This is a genomic window from Rahnella inusitata (assembly GCF_003263515.1).
GTDB classification, from domain to species: Bacteria; Pseudomonadota; Gammaproteobacteria; order Enterobacterales; family Enterobacteriaceae; genus Rahnella; species Rahnella inusitata.
In genome coordinates, this window is sequence record NZ_JYDE01000017.1 from 367,221 (window position 1) to 383,949 (window position 16,729).

Annotated in this window: 20 protein-coding genes; 19 read left to right on the top strand and 1 reads right to left on the bottom strand. The window is 52.5% G+C overall.

The annotated features are described in order from the left end of the window. Positions 1–18: 18 nt before the first annotated feature. A complete protein-coding gene (locus tag TU92_RS11585) occupies positions 19–612 on the bottom strand; it encodes a Maf family protein (protein ID WP_112167299.1) in 594 nt (197 codons plus the stop codon). A 141-nt stretch (positions 613–753) separates the two neighbouring features. Here TU92_RS11585 and yceD point away from each other — a divergent pair, with 141 nt between their 5' ends. The 19 genes from yceD (at position 754) to nagZ (ending at position 16,687) form a co-directional block, all read left to right on the top strand. Beyond that, the gene (yceD, locus tag TU92_RS11590) at positions 754–1,278 is read left to right on the top strand and encodes a 23S rRNA accumulation protein YceD (protein ID WP_112167301.1); all 525 of its coding nucleotides are present in this window, start codon (positions 754–756) and stop codon (positions 1,276–1,278) included. 12 nt (positions 1,279–1,290) lie between these two features. Then, on the top strand, positions 1,291–1,458 hold the full coding sequence (gene rpmF / locus TU92_RS11595; protein ID WP_013576249.1) for a 50S ribosomal protein L32: 168 nt from the start codon (positions 1,291–1,293) through the stop codon (positions 1,456–1,458). Between the two features lie 48 nt (positions 1,459–1,506). After that, a complete protein-coding gene (plsX, locus tag TU92_RS11600; protein WP_112167303.1) occupies positions 1,507–2,541 on the top strand; it encodes a phosphate acyltransferase PlsX in 1,035 nt (344 codons plus the stop codon). A gap of 6 nt (positions 2,542–2,547) precedes the next feature. Then, the gene (locus tag TU92_RS11605) at positions 2,548–3,501 is read left to right on the top strand and encodes a beta-ketoacyl-ACP synthase III (RefSeq protein ID WP_112167305.1); all 954 of its coding nucleotides are present in this window, start codon (positions 2,548–2,550) and stop codon (positions 3,499–3,501) included. 18 nt (positions 3,502–3,519) lie between these two features. Beyond that, positions 3,520–4,449: an ACP S-malonyltransferase gene (gene fabD / locus TU92_RS11610; RefSeq protein ID WP_112167308.1), complete on the top strand. Its 930-nt coding sequence runs from the start codon at positions 3,520–3,522 to the stop codon at positions 4,447–4,449. Positions 4,450–4,460: 11 nt separating this feature from the next. Continuing rightward, the gene (gene fabG, locus TU92_RS11615) at positions 4,461–5,195 is read left to right on the top strand and encodes a 3-oxoacyl-ACP reductase FabG (protein ID WP_013576245.1); all 735 of its coding nucleotides are present in this window, start codon (positions 4,461–4,463) and stop codon (positions 5,193–5,195) included. A 153-nt stretch (positions 5,196–5,348) separates the two neighbouring features. Next, a complete protein-coding gene (gene acpP, locus TU92_RS11620; RefSeq protein ID WP_015690190.1) occupies positions 5,349–5,585 on the top strand; it encodes an acyl carrier protein in 237 nt (78 codons plus the stop codon). 101 nt (positions 5,586–5,686) lie between these two features. Continuing rightward, positions 5,687–6,928 carry a beta-ketoacyl-ACP synthase II gene (gene fabF, locus TU92_RS11625; RefSeq protein WP_112167310.1) on the top strand — a complete coding sequence of 414 codons (1,242 nt, stop codon included), beginning with the start codon at positions 5,687–5,689 and terminating at the stop codon, positions 6,926–6,928. A gap of 211 nt (positions 6,929–7,139) precedes the next feature. Further along, positions 7,140–7,937 carry an aminodeoxychorismate lyase gene (gene pabC, locus TU92_RS11630; RefSeq protein ID WP_112167312.1) on the top strand — a complete coding sequence of 266 codons (798 nt, stop codon included), beginning with the start codon at positions 7,140–7,142 and terminating at the stop codon, positions 7,935–7,937. 14 nt (positions 7,938–7,951) lie between these two features. Further along, complete coding sequence (gene mltG / locus TU92_RS11635) at positions 7,952–8,977, top strand: endolytic transglycosylase MltG (protein WP_112167314.1); 1,026 nt, start codon at positions 7,952–7,954, stop codon at positions 8,975–8,977. Continuing rightward, a complete protein-coding gene (gene tmk / locus TU92_RS11640; protein ID WP_112167316.1) occupies positions 8,967–9,623 on the top strand; it encodes a dTMP kinase in 657 nt (218 codons plus the stop codon). Before mltG ends, tmk begins: the two co-directional genes overlap by 11 nt. Beyond that, positions 9,620–10,639, top strand: a complete 1,020-nt coding sequence (gene holB, locus TU92_RS11645) for a DNA polymerase III subunit delta' (RefSeq protein ID WP_112167318.1) — start codon at positions 9,620–9,622, stop codon at positions 10,637–10,639. The genes tmk and holB overlap by 4 nt, the downstream gene beginning before the upstream one ends. 31 nt (positions 10,640–10,670) lie before the next feature. Next, positions 10,671–11,465: a metal-dependent hydrolase gene (locus TU92_RS11650; protein ID WP_112167320.1), complete on the top strand. Its 795-nt coding sequence runs from the start codon at positions 10,671–10,673 to the stop codon at positions 11,463–11,465. 337 nt (positions 11,466–11,802) lie between these two features. Next, complete coding sequence (gene ptsG, locus TU92_RS11655; RefSeq protein ID WP_112167324.1) at positions 11,803–13,236, top strand: PTS glucose transporter subunit IIBC; 1,434 nt, start codon at positions 11,803–11,805, stop codon at positions 13,234–13,236. 188 nt (positions 13,237–13,424) lie between these two features. After that, the gene (gene hinT, locus TU92_RS11660; RefSeq protein ID WP_112167327.1) at positions 13,425–13,778 is read left to right on the top strand and encodes a purine nucleoside phosphoramidase; all 354 of its coding nucleotides are present in this window, start codon (positions 13,425–13,427) and stop codon (positions 13,776–13,778) included. 9 nt (positions 13,779–13,787) lie between these two features. Beyond that, positions 13,788–14,156, top strand: coding sequence for a YcfL family putative periplasmic lipoprotein (locus TU92_RS11665; protein WP_112167330.1), 369 nt, complete (start codon positions 13,788–13,790; stop codon positions 14,154–14,156). Between the two features lie 21 nt (positions 14,157–14,177). Then, positions 14,178–14,774: a penicillin-binding protein activator LpoB gene (gene lpoB, locus TU92_RS11670; RefSeq protein WP_112167333.1), complete on the top strand. Its 597-nt coding sequence runs from the start codon at positions 14,178–14,180 to the stop codon at positions 14,772–14,774. Between the two features lie 19 nt (positions 14,775–14,793). Further along, entirely contained in the window at positions 14,794–15,597 is an 804-nt protein-coding gene (locus tag TU92_RS11675; RefSeq protein WP_244207728.1) for a phosphotransferase, read from the top strand. Positions 15,598–15,646: 49 nt separating this feature from the next. Further along, positions 15,647–16,687, top strand: coding sequence for a beta-N-acetylhexosaminidase (gene nagZ / locus TU92_RS11680; protein WP_244207729.1), 1,041 nt, complete (start codon positions 15,647–15,649; stop codon positions 16,685–16,687). The last annotated feature ends 42 nt before the right edge of the window (positions 16,688–16,729 follow it).

The following is a 16,729-nucleotide window of genomic DNA, read 5'->3' on the forward strand; positions in this document are numbered from 1 at the left end:
TTTTTTTTGTGCGTCTAACTAAAGCAGCGGATTAACATTATGCCCGCGCAGCATGCCCAAAAGCGCAATCAGCGGTAAACCAATCAAGGTGTTTGGGTCACGACCGGTCAGGCTCTCAAATAAAGTAATCCCTAACCCTTCACATTTGAAACTGCCTGCGCAGTCGTAAGGTTGCTCACGGTGCAGATAACCGGAAATTTCCTCATCGGTTAATGCCCTGAACGTGACATCAAAGGTTTCGCACAATGTCTGCGCTTGTGAAGTTCGCGCGTCGAACAGACTGAGGCCGGTATAAAAGGTCACGGTTTTACCGCTGGCAGCGCGCAGCTGACGAAAAGCATTTTCGAATGTATAGGGTTTACCGGTGATGTGGCCGTCGATGACGCAAACCTGATCAGACCCGATAATCAGATGTTCGGGGTGCGAGTTGCTCAGTGCGAAGGCTTTAGATTGTGCCAGTCGCTGCACCAGAACCTCTGGTTTCTCAGCCTCCAGCGGCGTTTCATCAATGTCGGGTGCAGCACAGGTAAACGCGAGGCCGGTCTTATCAAGCAGCGCCTTTCTGTAGACTGACGTAGAGGCCAAAAGCAGTTTTGCAGGAAGTGTTGTCATAATTTTTTTCACAAAGCGTAGCGTTATTCAATCGTACATTTTAAACTGTTGGCCGCTGTGGAAGCGAATATTGGTGAAAGGTGCGGTTTTGAGGCCTTTTTCTTTGACTCTATGTCGTTACAAAGTTAATATGCGCGCCCTATGCAAAAAGTAAAATTACCCTTAGCCGTTGATGCGATTCGTACAGCCCAAAAGCGTTTAGACTACTCCGGTATCTATTCGCCTGGTCAGGTGACACGATTAGCGGCATCAGTGGTGAGCGTTGATTCTGATGTCCAAACTTCTTTGTCGTTTGATATCGACAATCTGCGTCTGGCCGTTATTAATGGTCAGTCTGATGTTACTGTGACTCTGGAATGCCAGAGATGTGGTAAGACGTTTGAGCACCAGGTTCACGCAACATATTGTTTTAGTCCTGTCCGCAATGATGAACAGGCTGAAGCATTACCGGAAGCGTACGAGCCGATCGAAGTCGATGAGTTTGGCGAAGTTGATCTGCTGGCGATGATTGAAGACGAAATCATTCTTTCACTGCCTGTCGTTCCGGTACATGAATCTGAACACTGTGAAGTGTCCGACGCGGACATGGTATTCGGTAAACTGCCTGCAGAGGTGGAGAAACCAAATCCATTTGCCGTATTAGCGAGTTTAAAGAAAAGTAATTAAGGAGTAAGGTCCATGGCCGTACAACAGAATAAACCAACCCGTTCTAAACGTGGCATGCGTCGTTCACACGATGCTCTGACCACTTCCACTCTGTCTGTGGACAAGACTTCTGGTGAAACTCACCTGCGTCACCACATCACTGCCGACGGTTTCTACCGCGGTCGCAAGGTTATCGGCTGATATTTGCCAGCTACTTATTCACGTGATAAGTGCTAGCAAGGCGATACCTTGACTCGTCTAACCCTCGCGTTAGATGTAATGGGCGGGGACTTCGGTCCATCCGTCACAGTGCCTGCTTCATTGCAGGCACTTATCTCTAATTCTGAATTAGACCTTCTTTTGGTCGGAATCCCCGACGCCATCACACCTTTTTTAGCCAAAACCGATCCTTCTTTGTTAGAACGAATTCGGATAATTCCTGCTGAGTCCGTCATAGCCAACGACATGCGAGCGTCGCAAGCTATACGCGCCAGTAAAGGAAGCTCAATGCGTGTGGCGCTGGAACTGATTAAAAGTGGTGATGCACAGGCGTGCGTTAGCGCGGGAAATACCGGCGCGTTGATGGGATTAGCGAAGCTGGTTGTTAAACCCTTAGAGGGTATTGAGCGCCCGGCGCTGATGAGCGTATTGCCCAATCAGCAGCGTAGTAAAACGGTGGTGCTTGATCTGGGGGCGAATGTTGAGTGTGACAGCACGATGCTGGTTCAGTTTGCCGTGATGGGTGCAGTTATGGCGGAGCAGGTGGTGGGGATTACTCACCCTCGCGTCGCCTTACTGAACATCGGTGAAGAAGAAAGCAAAGGGCTCGATAACATCCGCGAAGCCGCTGCTATTTTAAAAAAAACCACGGCTATCAACTATATCGGCTATCTTGAAGGCAATGACCTTCTGACTGGCAAGACCGATGTGATGGTGTGTGATGGTTTCGTCGGAAATGTTACGCTTAAAACCATGGAAGGTGTAATAAGGATGTTTTTGTCACTGTTAAAATCCTCTGGAGAGGGTGGCAAGAAGGCCTGGTGGTTGAAGTGGTTGGGTCGGATTTTACAGAAGAAATTGCTAAAGCGTTTTAGCCATCTCAACCCCGACCAGTATAATGGCGCATGTTTGTTAGGATTACGCGGCATCGTTATTAAAAGCCACGGTGGAGCAAATCAGCGTGCGTTTGCTGTTGCTATCGAACAGGCCGTGCAGGCGGTGCAGCGGCAGGTCCCTCAGCGGATCGCCGCGCGCCTTGAAGCTGTATTACCCAAGAGTGACTGATCGTACATGTATACAAAGATTCTCGGTACGGGGAGCTATTTGCCCGTGCAAGTTCGGTCTAATGCCGACTTAGAAAAAATGGTGGATACCTCCGACGAGTGGATTGTCACCCGCACAGGTATTCGTGAACGTCGTATCGCTGCTCCGGATGAGACTGTGGCCACAATGGGCCTGCACGCAGCAGAAAAAGCACTTGAAATGGCCGGCGTCAGCGCAAGCGACGTAGGTTTAATCATTGTTGCAACAACCTCATCTTCACATGCTTTCCCGAGTTCAGCCTGCCAGTTGCAGAATATGCTGGGTATCAAGGATTGCGCAGCGTTCGATCTGGCCGCTGCTTGCGCAGGGTTTACCTATGCGCTGAGCGTGGCGGATCAATACATCAAGAACGGTGCAGTAAAACATGCACTGGTGATCGGTTCTGATGTGCTTTCCCGTAAACTAGATCCTCAGGATCGCGGTACGGTGATCCTCTTTGGCGATGGCGCGGGCGCAGTTTTGCTTGGTGCATCCGAAGAGCAGGGTATTATTTCCACTCACATGCACGCAGACGGCCATTATGGCAATTTGCTGACGTTACCGTATCCAAGCCAGACTGAGCCGGAAAAACCTGCCTACGTTACTATGGCCGGTAACGAAGTCTTCAAAGTCGCAGTGACTGAACTGGCGCATATTGTTGATGAAACGCTGACGGCGAATAATCTCGATCGTTCCGAACTTGACTGGCTGGTTCCGCATCAGGCGAACCTGCGCATCATCAGTGCCACAGCGAAAAAGCTGGGCATGGGGATGGAAAAAGTCGTGGTCACGCTGGATCGTCATGGTAATACCTCTGCGGCCTCGGTGCCTGCGGCATTTGACGAAGCAGTGCGTGATGGCAGAATTCAGCGCGGGCAATTAGTATTGCTCGAAGCATTTGGCGGTGGCTTTACCTGGGGCTCGGCGCTGGTACGTTTTTGATTTAACAGGATCATAAAAATGACAAAAATTGCAGTTGTTTTCCCTGGTCAGGGTTCTCAGACGCTTGGTATGCTGGCTGATTTAGCCGCTGCGCATCCAGTTGTTGAAGAAACATTTGCCGAGGCTTCTTCGGTGCTGGGGTACGATTTATGGCAGCTGGTGCAAGAAGGGCCTGCTGAAGAACTGAATAAAACCTGGCAGACACAGCCTGCGTTGCTGGCGGCCTCCGTGGCTATCTGGCGCGTCTGGCAGCAGCAGAAAGGCACTCAGCCTGTTCTGATGGCAGGCCACAGCCTGGGGGAATATTCTGCGCTGGTCTGTGCCGGTGTGCTGGATTTCAAACAGGCAATTTCGCTGGTTGAACTGCGTGGCAAACTGATGCAGGAAGCAGTCCCTGCAGGAACAGGTGCTATGTATGCCATCATCGGTCTGGATAACGACGCGATCGCCAAAGCGTGTGAAGAGTCCGCGCAGGGTCAGGTTGTTTCTCCGGTGAATTTCAATTCACCGGGTCAGGTGGTGATTGCGGGCAACAAAGAAGCCGTTGAGCGCGCTGGTGCTGCCTGTAAGGCTGCGGGTGCAAAACGTGCGTTACCGTTACCTGTCAGCGTGCCTTCCCACTGTGCTTTAATGAAGCCAGCGGCAGACAAAATGGCCGTTGCGCTTGAAAACATCACCTTCAGTGCACCGCAGTTCTCTGTGGTAAACAACGTTGATGTTAAAGTAGAATCCTCGCCGGAAGCCATCCGCAGCGCGTTGGTTCGTCAGTTATACAGCCCGGTACGCTGGACTGAGTCTGTCGAATTCATGGCCGCACAGGGTGTAGAGCAGTTATTAGAAGTAGGGCCGGGCAAAGTACTGACTGGTCTGACTAAACGTATTGTTGACACCCTGACAGCTGCCGCAGTGAATGACACGGCGAGTCTGGCAGCGGCGCTTGAGCAATAAAAGAGGATAATATGAGCTTCGAAGGCAAAATTGCACTGGTTACCGGTGCCAGCCGTGGTATTGGCCGCGCTATCGCAGAAAAACTGGTTGCTGGCGGCGCGAAAGTGATCGGCACCGCGACCAGCGAGAAAGGCGCGGAAGCGATCGGCGAATATTTAGGCGAAAATGGCAAAGGGATCATGCTCAATGTGGTTGATTCTGCATCTATTGAGCAAGTATTGGCGACGATTCGAGCTGAATTTGGCGAAATTGACATTTTAGTTAATAATGCCGGCATCACCCGTGATAACCTTCTCATGCGTATGAAGGATGATGAGTGGCAGGATATCCTGGATACGAATCTGACTTCGGTGTTTCGGCTGTCAAAAGCTGTCATGCGGGCTATGATGAAGAAACGGTGTGGACGGATTATTACAATTGGTTCCGTTGTTGGCACCATGGGTAACGCAGGGCAGGCGAACTACGCGGCGGCTAAAGCTGGCTTGATTGGTTTTAGTAAGTCTTTGGCGCGTGAAGTTGCTTCACGTGGCATTACTGTCAACGTCGTGGCTCCCGGCTTTATTGAGACGGATATGACAAGGGCGTTGACAGATGATCAACGCGCAGGCATTTTGTCATCAGTTCCAGCCAACCGGTTGGGCGATGCCAAAGAAATTGCCAGCGCCGTTGCTTTTTTAGCCTCTGACGAGGCCAGCTACATCACGGGCGAAACATTACATGTCAATGGCGGCATGTACATGATTTAAAAATTACGAAACTATTTGCGTTTTTTGCGGTAAAAACCGCAAAATAGAGCAAATTCGTGGTTTGAATAGCCTGGATTTAGTTGCATCTTTTTCAACATTTTATACACTACGAAAACCATCGCGAAAGCGAGTTTTGATAGGAAATTTAAGAGTATGAGCACTATCGAAGAACGCGTTAAGAAAATCATCGTTGAACAGCTGGGTGTTAAACAGGAAGAAGTAGTGAATGCTGCATCTTTCGTAGACGACCTTGGCGCTGATTCTCTCGACACCGTTGAGCTGGTTATGGCTCTGGAAGAAGAGTTTGATACCGAGATCCCTGACGAAGAAGCTGAAAAAATCACTACTGTTCAGGCAGCAATTGATTTTATCAACGCTAGCCAACAGTAAGCGTACATGCTTTAAGTTTAGATAGTTAGGCGGTCATTTGACCGCCTAAGTTTTTTTTAGCCCACGGTATTACTACTTTTTTCCCTCCCTGGAGGACACCCGTGTCTAAGCGTCGAGTTGTAGTGACTGGACTGGGCATGCTTTCTCCTGTCGGCAATACTGTAGAGTCCACTTGGAACGCTCTCCTTGCCGGTCAGAGTGGCATTAGCCTGATCGACCATTTTGATACTAGCGCCTATGCAACACGGTTTGCTGGCTTAGTAAAAGATTTTAACTGTGAAGAATTCATCTCGCGCAAAGATGCCCGCAAGATGGATGCCTTTATTCAGTATGGTATTACTGCCGGTATTCAAGCCATGCGAGACTCAGGGCTTGAAGTGAACGCTGAGAACGCGACACGCATTGGTGCGGCGATCGGTTCCGGCATCGGCGGGCTTGGTCTGATAGAAGAAAACCACACCTCATTGGTTAACGGCGGACCGCGCAGAATTAGTCCTTTCTTCGTTCCATCAACTATCGTAAACATGATTGCCGGTCATTTGAGCATTATGTTTGGATTACGTGGACCGAGTATTTCTATTGCAACAGCCTGTACTTCTGGCGTACACAACATTGGCCATGCGGCACGTATCATTGCGTATAATGACGCAGACGTGATGCTGGCAGGCGGCGCAGAAAAAGCCAGTACCCCGCTGGGTGTCGGTGGTTTTGGCGCGGCCCGCGCGTTATCAACGCGTAATGACAATCCACAGGCGGCGAGCCGTCCATGGGATAAAGAGAGAGACGGATTCGTTCTTGGTGACGGCGCCGGTATCATGGTGCTGGAAGAGTACGAACACGCCCGCAAACGTGGTGCAAAGATTTATGCTGAGCTCGTCGGTTTTGGGATGAGCAGCGATGCGTACCACATGACTTCGCCGCCTGAAGACGGGGCTGGTGCCGCTCTGGCGATGAAAAACGCATTAAACGATGCTGGCATCTCTGCTTCTGCCATTGGTTATATCAACGCACACGGTACATCTACCGCAGCGGGCGATAAAGCCGAAGCACAGGCTGTGAAGTCAGTCTTTGGTGCGGATGCGCACAAAGTTCTGGTGAGTTCCACTAAGTCGATGACTGGCCACCTGTTAGGTGCAGCGGGCGCAGTGGAATCTATCTTCACCGTTCTCTCTTTGCGTGATCAGGCAGTTCCACCAACCATCAATCTGGACAATCCAGATGAAGGTTGCGATCTCGATTTCGTGGCTCACGAAGCGCGGCAGGTCAAAGGGATGGAGTACACACTGTGTAACTCGTTCGGATTCGGTGGCACCAACGGTTCTCTGGTGTTCCGTAAAGTCTGAGTCAGTCAGTGATGCTGAAATGAAAGGCCCGTTAATCGGGCCTTTTTGCTGTCTGCATAAAAGCGCTGAAGTCTCAAACGACAGCTCAACAGAATGCGTGTTCAGGCCCGTTGAGCGTTTTCGTGCGATAAAGTAGGAATGCTCCACTTGTTGCGTTATGTCTGCTCACGCAGGCTCTGCTGTCAGAATAGTGCGCCCGGAGGGTATAACCATGTGGATTAACGGTGTGGCAACGAAGACATTGCTGGCAGGCGACCGCGCTGTGCAATTCGGCGACGGATGTTTTACCACCGCGCGGGTGATTGACGGCAATATTCAGTTTTTGCCGCAGCACATCTCCCGGCTGCAACGTGCTGCCAGCGTCCTCATGATTGACAATGCAGACTGGCAGGCGCTGGAAGCTGAAATGATTCTGGCAGCTGCCGAACGCGAAGAAGGCGTGGTCAAAGTGATTCTCACCCGCGGGCAGGGTGGACGTGGTTACAGCGCCGCAGGTTGCACTCTGCCAACGCGCATCGTCACTGTGTCAGATTATCCCGCGCATTATCATCAGTGGCGTAAGCAGGGCGTGACGCTGGGCTCAAGCCCGGTAGCACTGAGCAAAAATCCGCTGCTGGCGGGTATCAAGCATCTTAACCGGCTTGAACAGGTCATGATCCGCATGCATCTTGACCAGACGGACGCCAATGAAGCGCTGGTGGTTGACACGTCCGGTTGCCTGGTGGAATGCTGTGCGGCCAATTTATTCTGGCGCAAGGGAACCCGCGTTTATACCCCGGATTTATCGCAGTCCGGCGTTGACGGCATTATGCGTCAGCACCTAATCCGCGAACTGGATGCCAGCACTGAATGGACGGTAGATATCGTCAGCGAAGCACCCGGGACGCTGGCCGATGCCGATGAGGTCCTGATTTGTAATGCATTAATGCCATTATTACCGGTGACGCAAGTAGATAAGCGCCATTACTCCTCGCGTCATTTGTACGATTTTCTGCGCCATAGCTGTTAATAAGTGAACAAAAAATGACAAACAAAAAGACCAAAATCTTCGCCCTGATAGTCCTGATCCTGCTCGGGGCAGTGGCGTTTGCCTATCACAAAGTGAAACAGTTTGCTGACCGGCCGATTAACGTCAGCAGTGAAACCATCTTTACCCTGCCAGCAGGCACAGGCCGTGTGGTGCTGGAAACGTTACTGATCGATAAAAAGCTCATGAAACCTAACCCGTGGTTTCCGTGGCTCTTGCGTCTTGAACCAGAATTAAGTGAGTTCAAAGCGGGCACCTATCGCTTTGAGAAAGGTATGACGATTCGCCAGATGCTCGTGCTGCTGAAAAGTGGCAAAGAGGCGCAGTTCAGCATCCGCTTCGTGGAAGGATTCAAACTGAGTGACTGGATGAAAGTACTCGATAGCTCGGAATTCATCAAACACGAGCTAAAAGGTAAGAGCGGCGAAGAGATCGCAGCAGCGCTGGGCATGACCGATACCAAAAATGCGGAAGGCTGGCTGTATCCTGATACTTATCATTACACCGCCGGCATGACGGATTTATCGCTGCTAAAACGTGCTCACGTGCGGATGGAAAAAACCGTTGCCGATATCTGGAAAGGGCGAGCAGATTCTCTGCCGTACAAGACCCCGGCCGATATGATGACCATGGCGTCGATCATTGAAAAAGAAACCGCGGTTAAAGGCGAACGTGCGGAAGTGGCTTCCGTTTTCATTAACCGGTTGAGAATTGGTATGCGTCTGCAAACCGATCCAACGGTCATTTATGGGATGGGTGATAGCTACACCGGCAATATCCGCAAGAAAGATCTTGAGACGCCAACGCCGTACAATACCTACGTGATATCCGGTCTGCCACCGTCGCCAATCGCGATGCCAAGTGAAGCTTCGCTTGAGGCTGCGGCGCATCCCGCAAAAACGGCTTATCTTTATTTTGTCGCTGACGGCAAAGGCGGGCATACTTTCAGCACTAACCTTGAGAATCATAACAAGGCGGTTCGCGTGTATTTAGAGGCTCTGAAGAATAAGAATGAAAAGTAACTTCATTGTAATTGAAGGCCTTGAAGGGGCGGGCAAAACGACCGCTCATGAAGTGGTTGTGAATGCATTGCGCCAGCATGGCGTCGAAGAAATCATTTTCACCCGTGAGCCAGGCGGTACGCCGCTGGCAGAAAAGCTGCGGGATTTATTTAAGCGCGGCGTGGAAGGTGAAAAACCGACCGTCAAAGCGGAAGTGCTGATGCTGTACGCCGCGCGCGTTCAACTGGTGGAAACCGTGATCCTGCCTGCGCTGGCGCGCGGTGCCTGGGTGGTTGGCGATCGTCACGATCTCTCTTCGCAAGCCTATCAGGGCGGTGGTCGCGGTATTGACGCCAAACTTATGAGTTCGCTGCGCGACACCGTGCTTGGCGACTTCCGCCCGGATCTGACGTTGTATCTCGACCTGCCGCCGGCAATTGGTCTGCAACGCGCCCGTGCGCGCGGTGAGCTGGATCGTATCGAGCAGGAAGCTCTGCCGTTCTTCGAACGTACGCGTGCCCGCTATCTGGAACTGGCCGCCGAAGACAGCCGCATCAAAACCATCGATGCGTCGCAAACCATTGAGCAGGTGACCGCGTCCATCGAACAGACATTGAAAAACTGGTTCGATCAGCAGCAGGTCGCTGCACAAGGCCACGCGTTATGAGCTGGTATCCGTGGCTGAGTGCCCCCTATCGCCAACTGATCGGACAATATCAGGCCGGTCGCGGACATCACGCTGTGCTGATGCACGTTGCTGCGGGCATGGGTGATGAAGCGCTGGTTTACGGTCTGAGCCGCTGGTTACTGTGTCAGCATAAAGACGGCGAAAAGAGCTGCGGCAAATGCCACAGCTGCCAGTTGATGATTGCCGGAAACCACCCTGACTGGCACGTGTTGCAGCCGGAAAAAGGTAAAAACTCACTGGGCATCGACCCTGTGCGTCAGCTGATTGAAACGTTGTACAACTATTCGCAGCAGGGTGGGGCGAAAGTGGTGTGGATCCCGCAGACCGAATTGCTGACGGAAGCCGCCGCCAATGCCTTGCTCAAAACGCTGGAAGAACCGCCCGCCGGGACCTATTTCCTGCTGGGCTGTCGGGAACCTTCGTCTTTACTGGCGACCATCCGCAGCCGCTGTTTCTACTGGCATCTGCCGGTGCCTGAAGAAGCATTATCGGTGCAGTGGATCAACCGCCAGATGAACACCGATCCGGTTTCAGTTAAAACCGCATTACGCCTGACCAACGGTGCACCGCTTTCTGCGCTAGAGCTGTTGCAGCCGGAACGCTGGAAACAGCGCGTGGCGCTTTGCCAGCAGCTTTACATCCAGTGTCAGCAGCAGGATATGTTGTCGCTGCTGACGCAGCTAAACCATGACGATGCCGCTGACCGCATCTACTGGCTGGCCTCGCTGCTGCTTGATGCCATCAAATGGCAGCAACACGCGGCGCAGTTTATTCTCAATCATGATCAGCAGCCGCTTATCGCGTTGCTGGCCAGTGCGCAGTCCAACGCCTCGCTGCAACAGTCGGTATCGGCCTGGATGCAGTGTCGTCAGCAGTTGCTGTCTATCGTGGGTGTGAACCGCGAACTGCTGCTCACCGAACAGCTGCTGGAATGGGAACAAATGCTGCAGGGCGCCGTGTCTCCTTCCCACTTCAGCTCAGGCATGATGCGCTGAACCCCACTTTAATCGTAATGAGTTAACTACTATGTTTTTAGTCGATTCCCACTGTCACCTCGACAGCCTGGATTACAACGAACTTCATTCAGGCGTGGATAACGTGCTGGAAAAGGCGCGCGAGCGTGACGTGAAATTTATGCTGGCGGTGGCAACCACATTGCCGGGCTATGAGGCGATGACGCAACTGATTGGCGATCGCCCGGACGTGGCGTTTTCCTGCGGCGTTCATCCGCTGAACATTGACGATGGTTATGAATTTGCCGAACTGCGCCGTCTGGCAGCCAGTCCGAAGGTTGTGGCGATGGGGGAAACCGGTCTGGATTACTTCTATCAGAAAGAAGCGCACCAGCTGAAGTTGCAACAGGATTCGTTCCGCGAGCACATCCGCATTGGCCGCGCGCTCAATAAACCGGTGATCGTGCATACCCGCGATGCGCGCCAGGATACGCTGGATATCCTCAAAGAGGAAAATGCAGGGGAGTGCGGTGGCGTTCTGCATTGTTTTACCGAAGATCTGCCCACCGCTGAGTTCCTGTTGGATCTCGGTTTCTACATTTCTTTCTCCGGCATTGTGACTTTCCGAAACGCTGAAGCCTTACGCGAAGTGGCGCGCTATGTACCGCTTGACCGCCTGTTGGTGGAAACTGATTCGCCGTATCTGGCACCGGTCCCTCACCGTGGGAAAGAGAATCAGCCTGCTTACGTGCGCGACGTGGCCGATTATATGGCGGTACTCAAAGGCGTCAGCGTTGAACAGCTCGCAGAAGCCACTACCGCAAACTTTTCACAATTATTTCACGTCGACACATCCTCCTTGATCTAGGCTGTAGCTTAGTCATATTCGCTGGATTTATTTTTCACCTCGTAATTAATCATCTGAATGAGGTATCTTGGCACCGTTTTTCGGTTGTCAGGAGAGCCTCATTCGGATTTAACGCTGCAAAGTGACGGTTTTTAATCCAGTTTTTCAGCATTTTTCAGAAAAACGTGACTGCCATCAAACATTAACAATGGGAATTATTTTACCCTGCGTAAAAATTAAAAGGGGTGCTCAGACACCCGACTGTAAAAGGCTCCACGAGCGTTTTACAAAGCGGTCAGTTATCAGACGAACCGCATGAAGTATCAAAAAGCATCATTACTCAGGAGCACACTCAATTATGTTTAAGAACGCGTTTGCAAACCTTCAGAAGGTCGGTAAATCGCTAATGTTGCCCGTTTCCGTATTGCCAATCGCAGGTATCCTGCTTGGCGTCGGTTCCGCAAACTTTAGCTGGCTGCCACTGATCGTTTCTCATGTTATGGCCGAAGCCGGTGGTTCAGTCTTCGCTAACATGCCTTTGATCTTCGCTATCGGCGTTGCATTAGGCTTTACCAACAACGACGGTGTTTCTGCACTGGCGGCAGTTGTGGCTTACGGCATCATGGTTAAAACCATGGCAGTTGTAGCACCTCTGGTTCTGCATTTGCCGGCTGAAGAAATCGCAGCCAGCCATCTGGCGGATACCGGCGTACTCGGCGGTATTATCTCGGGTGCGATTGCGGCATACATGTTCAACCGTTTCTACCGTATCAAGTTGCCAGAATATCTGGGCTTCTTCGCCGGTAAACGCTTTGTGCCAATCATCTCCGGTATGGCCGCTATCATCCTGGGTGTGGTTCTGTCCTTCATCTGGCCTCCAATCGGCAGCGCAATCCAAACCTTCTCCCAATGGGCTGCTTACCAGAACCCGGTTGTGGCATTCGGTATCTACGGTGTGGTTGAACGTGCGCTGGTACCGTTTGGCCTGCATCATATCTGGAACGTTCCATTCCAGATGCAAATCGGTGAATACGTGAACTCCGCAGGTCAGGTCTTCCACGGCGACATCCCACGTTATATGGCCGGTGACCCGACTGCGGGTAAACTGTCAGGTGGCTTCCTGTTCAAAATGTACGGTCTGCCAGCTGCTGCAGTCGCTATCTGGCATTCAGCGAAACCTGAGAACCGTGCGAAAGTCGGCGGCATCATGATCTCCGCTGCGCTGACCGCGTTCCTGACCGGTATCACCGAGCCAATCGAATTCTCCTTCATGTTCGTTGCGCCGATCCTGTACGTGATCCACGCAATTCTGGCAGGTCTGGCGTTCCCAATTTGTATCCTGTTGGGTATGCGTGATGGCACCAGCTTCTCACACGGTCTGATCGACTTCATCGTGCTGAGTGGCAACAGCAGCCGTATCTGGCTGTTCCCTCTGGTGGGTGCGGTATATGCAGTGGTTTACTACAGCATCTTCCGTTTCCTGATTGCCAAACTGGATCTGAAAACGCCGGGTCGTGAAGACTCTGCCAGCGAAACGACAACTCAGGGCGGTTCAGAAATGTCTGCGTCTCTGGTTCAGGCTTTCGGCGGTAAAGACAACATCACTAACCTGGATGCCTGTATCACCCGTCTGCGTGTCAGCGTGGCTGATATCTCTAAAGTTGATCAGGCTGGCCTGAAAAAACTGGGTGCAGCCGGTGTGGTTGTGGCAGGTTCTGGTGTTCAGGCAATTTTCGGCACCAAGTCGGATAACCTGAAAACAGATATGGACGAGTACATGCGCAGCCATTAATGCTGAGCAGTATGAGTTCTGAGAGAGGAGGCTTCGGCCTCCTTTTTTCATGCCTGCGATTTGCCATTACGCACTTGCTGGCGCTTTCTGCGGCAATTAAGCAGCTAAAAGCGTAATCAGGTTGAAAGGAATGGAAATTCTAACCCATACTGCGTACATCGCTTTTTACTATGTTAAGGACAGTTAAGATGGCCGAAGAGACAATTTTCAGCAAAATTATACGCCGTGAAATTCCGGCAGATGTGGTTTATCAGGACGAGCTCGTCACCGCATTTCGCGATATATCTCCTCAGGCACCCAGTCATATCCTGATTATTCCCAACGTTCTGATCCCCACCATGAATGATGTGGATGCCACGCACGAAGCTGCGCTCGGCCGCATGATGACGGTAGCGGCGAAAATCGCAGAACAGGAAGGGATCGCCGAAAGCGGCTACCGTCTGATTGTTAACTGCAACCGTGACGGCGGGCAGGAGGTTTATCATATACACATGCACCTTGTCGGTGGCCATGCGCTTGGCCCATTGCTGTCGCGCCAGTAAGGATAAAATATGCGATTTTTGATGGCATTATTGCCAGTGCTTTTGTTGATGGGATGCAGCAGTCGTCCGGGCATTGCGCTCAATAATCAGCAAAGGATTGTGATGGAATCGCCTGTTCTTACCGCGGGAATCATTCCCAGTTCCCCCGCCGTGGGTGAAACCGGTGGACAAAAACAAGCCACCAGCACGCTCAATAACAACCAGCCGCATGCTGTGACGCTGCATTATCGTTTCTTCTGGTATGACAAACAGGGGCTGGATTTACTGCCCGTCGCCGATGCGCGCACGGTCATCGTGCCTGCCAACAGCAGCGTGGAAATCAACTCGCTGAACGGCAATCTTGATGCGTACAGTGTGCGCCTTTACCTTTATCTCTAATTTCCATAACGGAGCAGGTTGATGAAAAAGTATTTCCTCATTGTGGCAATGGCCGCACTGATCCTCGGTGGTTGTTCGCTACCAAACCAGCAGCAGCCACAACAGCCGGAACAACCACAGCAGCCGCAAGAGCCGCTGCCTCCGGTGAATCCGCCAGTGCCGGAGCAACCACCGGTTCAGCCTGTTCCTCAGCCGCCGAAATTTGCCAATATTGACTGGACTGCGACCGTTTCGCCGTTGCTGACAAAAATGCTCAAGGCTGAAGGCGTGCAGTCCGGCAGCGTTCTGCTGGTGGATAGCGTGAAAAACAGCACCAACGGTTCGCTGCAAACCGCCAAAGCGACGGATGCTTTACGCAACGCGCTGGCCAACAACACCACTTTCCAGGTTGTCCCTGCCGAACAGGTGGCTTCTGCCAAACAGTCTTTGGGATTATCGCCTGACGACAGCCTGGCGTCCGTCAGCAAAGCCATCGGTCTGGCGAACATCGTCAAAGCGCAATACGTCCTTTACAGCACGGTGAGCGGTGATGTGAAAGCGCCGACGATGTCGATGCGTCTTATTACCGCACCGAGCGGCGAAATTGTCTGGTCAGGCCGCGGTGCCGTTCAGAATTAATTCTCAGCTTGCGCAACTGATTGAGCAACATTATCCGGCGGTGAAAACCGCCGGTTTTCATTTGTCGCCGGTTGCCGGGCTGACCGGCGAGAGCTGGAGAGTCAGCATGTCTTCCGGCGAAATGCTGGCGCGTTTTCACTCACCTGACCGACAGATTTCGGGGGCAGACCGGCGACGCGAGCATTCGATTTTGCGGCATATCGCGCGGCATAATCTTGGCCCCTGTGTCAGACTTTATTCTTCGCCGTGGCTCTTAGTCGACTGGCTTGACGGCGCGCCGCTTGCGGAGGATGCCTTTGCAGGTGCGGCTCAGGATGTGCTGACGCAGTCTTTAGTAAAATTGCATCACCTGCCGCTTACAGGTTACCGGCTGGATTTGCAGCAGCAGTTCGCACATTACTGGCAGCACATTGACCGCCGTCGTCTGACGCCGGCCTGGTTGCGCCTGCATAAAAAAATGATGCGTTGCAGGCCGCCTGCGCCGCTGCGATTGTCGCTGGTGCACATGGATATTCACGCCGGTAATGTGCTGGAAACGCCGCACGGCCTGCGTCTGATTGACTGGGAATATGCAGCGGATGGCGATATCGCGCTGGAACTGGCGGCAATGGTTCGCAGTAATGGCTGGAATGCAGTGCAGCAGCATGCGCTGGTGCAGCGCTACGTCGATGCGGGCGGTTACCGTGATCTCGTCCTTTTACAGCAGCAGGTAAACCGCTGGTTACCCTGGGTCGACTACCTGATGCTGATGTGGTTTGAAGTGCGCTGGCAGCAAACCGGCGAGCTAAAATATTGTGAATGGGCGCAACCGCTGCGACCATAGCGAAATCTTAACTGAATGCTGAACTGATTGAAAAGGAGTGCTCATCTTGTTGGGACCTGTAATGCTGGATGTGGCTGGCTATGAGCTGGATGCCGAAGAACGTGAGATTTTGCAACACCCGCTGGTGGGCGGACTGATTTTGTTCACCCGTAACTATCATGACGTAGAGCAGTTGCATGAGCTTATCCGTCAGATCCGTGCGGCATCACACGACAGGCTGGTGCTGGCCGTCGATCAGGAAGGTGGACGTGTGCAGCGTTTTCGCGACGGGTTTACCCGTCTGCCTGCCGCACAATCTTTTGTGGCACTGAATGAACCGCACGAAGCGGGGCGGCTGGCGCAGGAAAGCGGCTGGCTGATGGCCTCTGAAATGATCGCAATGGATATCGACATCAGCTTCGCGCCGGTGCTGGATATCGGCCATATCAGCGCAGCTATCGGCGAGCGTTCATTCCACGCCGAACCGCAAAAAGCGCTGGAGATGGCCGAACACTACATTCGCGGCATGCATGCGGCGGGGATGAAAACCACTGGTAAACATTTTCCGGGTCACGGCGCGGTCAGTGCGGATTCCCACAAAGAGACGCCGCGTGACGATCGCCCGCTGGAGGTTATCCGCGAGCACGATATGGCCATTTTCCGCCAGCTCAATGAGCGTAAGTTGCTCGATGCTGTCATGCCTGCGCACGTTATTTACACGCAGGTCGATCCGCGTCCGGCAAGCGGCTCGCCTTACTGGTTGCAACAAATTCTTCGCAAAGAGCTGGGCTTTGACGGTGTGATTTTCTCAGACGATTTATCGATGGAGGGCGCGGCGATCATGGGCAGTTACGCCGAGCGCGGTCAGGCTTCACTGGATGCCGGATGCGACATGATTCTGGTGTGTAACCATCGTGAAGGCGCGGTCAGCGTGCTGGATAACCTGTCTCCGGTCAACGCAGAGCGTGTTGCGCAGCTGTATCATCGCGGACGCTACACGGGAAAAGAGGCCCGTCAGGACCTGCTCAATTCAACCCGCTGGCAGCAGGCAAACCGTGATTTAACGGCGCTGGATGCCCGCTGGCAGGAACACAAACAGGCTGCCCGGTAACGGTTTTCGAACCGTATGAGGGTGTCTCGCAGATTCAGGATG

Coding starts and splice junctions, on each gene's coding strand:
- TU92_RS11585 (WP_112167299.1), bottom strand. CDS start 612: ATGACAACACTTCCTGCAAAACTGCTTTTGGCCTCTACGTCAGTCTAC.
- yceD (WP_112167301.1), top strand. CDS start 754: ATGCAAAAAGTAAAATTACCCTTAGCCGTTGATGCGATTCGTACAGCC.
- rpmF (WP_013576249.1), top strand. CDS start 1,291: ATGGCCGTACAACAGAATAAACCAACCCGTTCTAAACGTGGCATGCGT.
- TU92_RS11605 (WP_112167305.1), top strand. CDS start 2,548: ATGTATACAAAGATTCTCGGTACGGGGAGCTATTTGCCCGTGCAAGTT.
- fabD (WP_112167308.1), top strand. CDS start 3,520: ATGACAAAAATTGCAGTTGTTTTCCCTGGTCAGGGTTCTCAGACGCTT.
- fabG (WP_013576245.1), top strand. CDS start 4,461: ATGAGCTTCGAAGGCAAAATTGCACTGGTTACCGGTGCCAGCCGTGGT.
- acpP (WP_015690190.1), top strand. CDS start 5,349: ATGAGCACTATCGAAGAACGCGTTAAGAAAATCATCGTTGAACAGCTG.
- pabC (WP_112167312.1), top strand. CDS start 7,140: ATGTGGATTAACGGTGTGGCAACGAAGACATTGCTGGCAGGCGACCGC.
- mltG (WP_112167314.1), top strand. CDS start 7,952: ATGACAAACAAAAAGACCAAAATCTTCGCCCTGATAGTCCTGATCCTG.
- tmk (WP_112167316.1), top strand. CDS start 8,967: ATGAAAAGTAACTTCATTGTAATTGAAGGCCTTGAAGGGGCGGGCAAA.
- holB (WP_112167318.1), top strand. CDS start 9,620: ATGAGCTGGTATCCGTGGCTGAGTGCCCCCTATCGCCAACTGATCGGA.
- TU92_RS11650 (WP_112167320.1), top strand. CDS start 10,671: ATGTTTTTAGTCGATTCCCACTGTCACCTCGACAGCCTGGATTACAAC.
- ptsG (WP_112167324.1), top strand. CDS start 11,803: ATGTTTAAGAACGCGTTTGCAAACCTTCAGAAGGTCGGTAAATCGCTA.
- hinT (WP_112167327.1), top strand. CDS start 13,425: ATGGCCGAAGAGACAATTTTCAGCAAAATTATACGCCGTGAAATTCCG.
- TU92_RS11665 (WP_112167330.1), top strand. CDS start 13,788: ATGCGATTTTTGATGGCATTATTGCCAGTGCTTTTGTTGATGGGATGC.
- lpoB (WP_112167333.1), top strand. CDS start 14,178: ATGAAAAAGTATTTCCTCATTGTGGCAATGGCCGCACTGATCCTCGGT.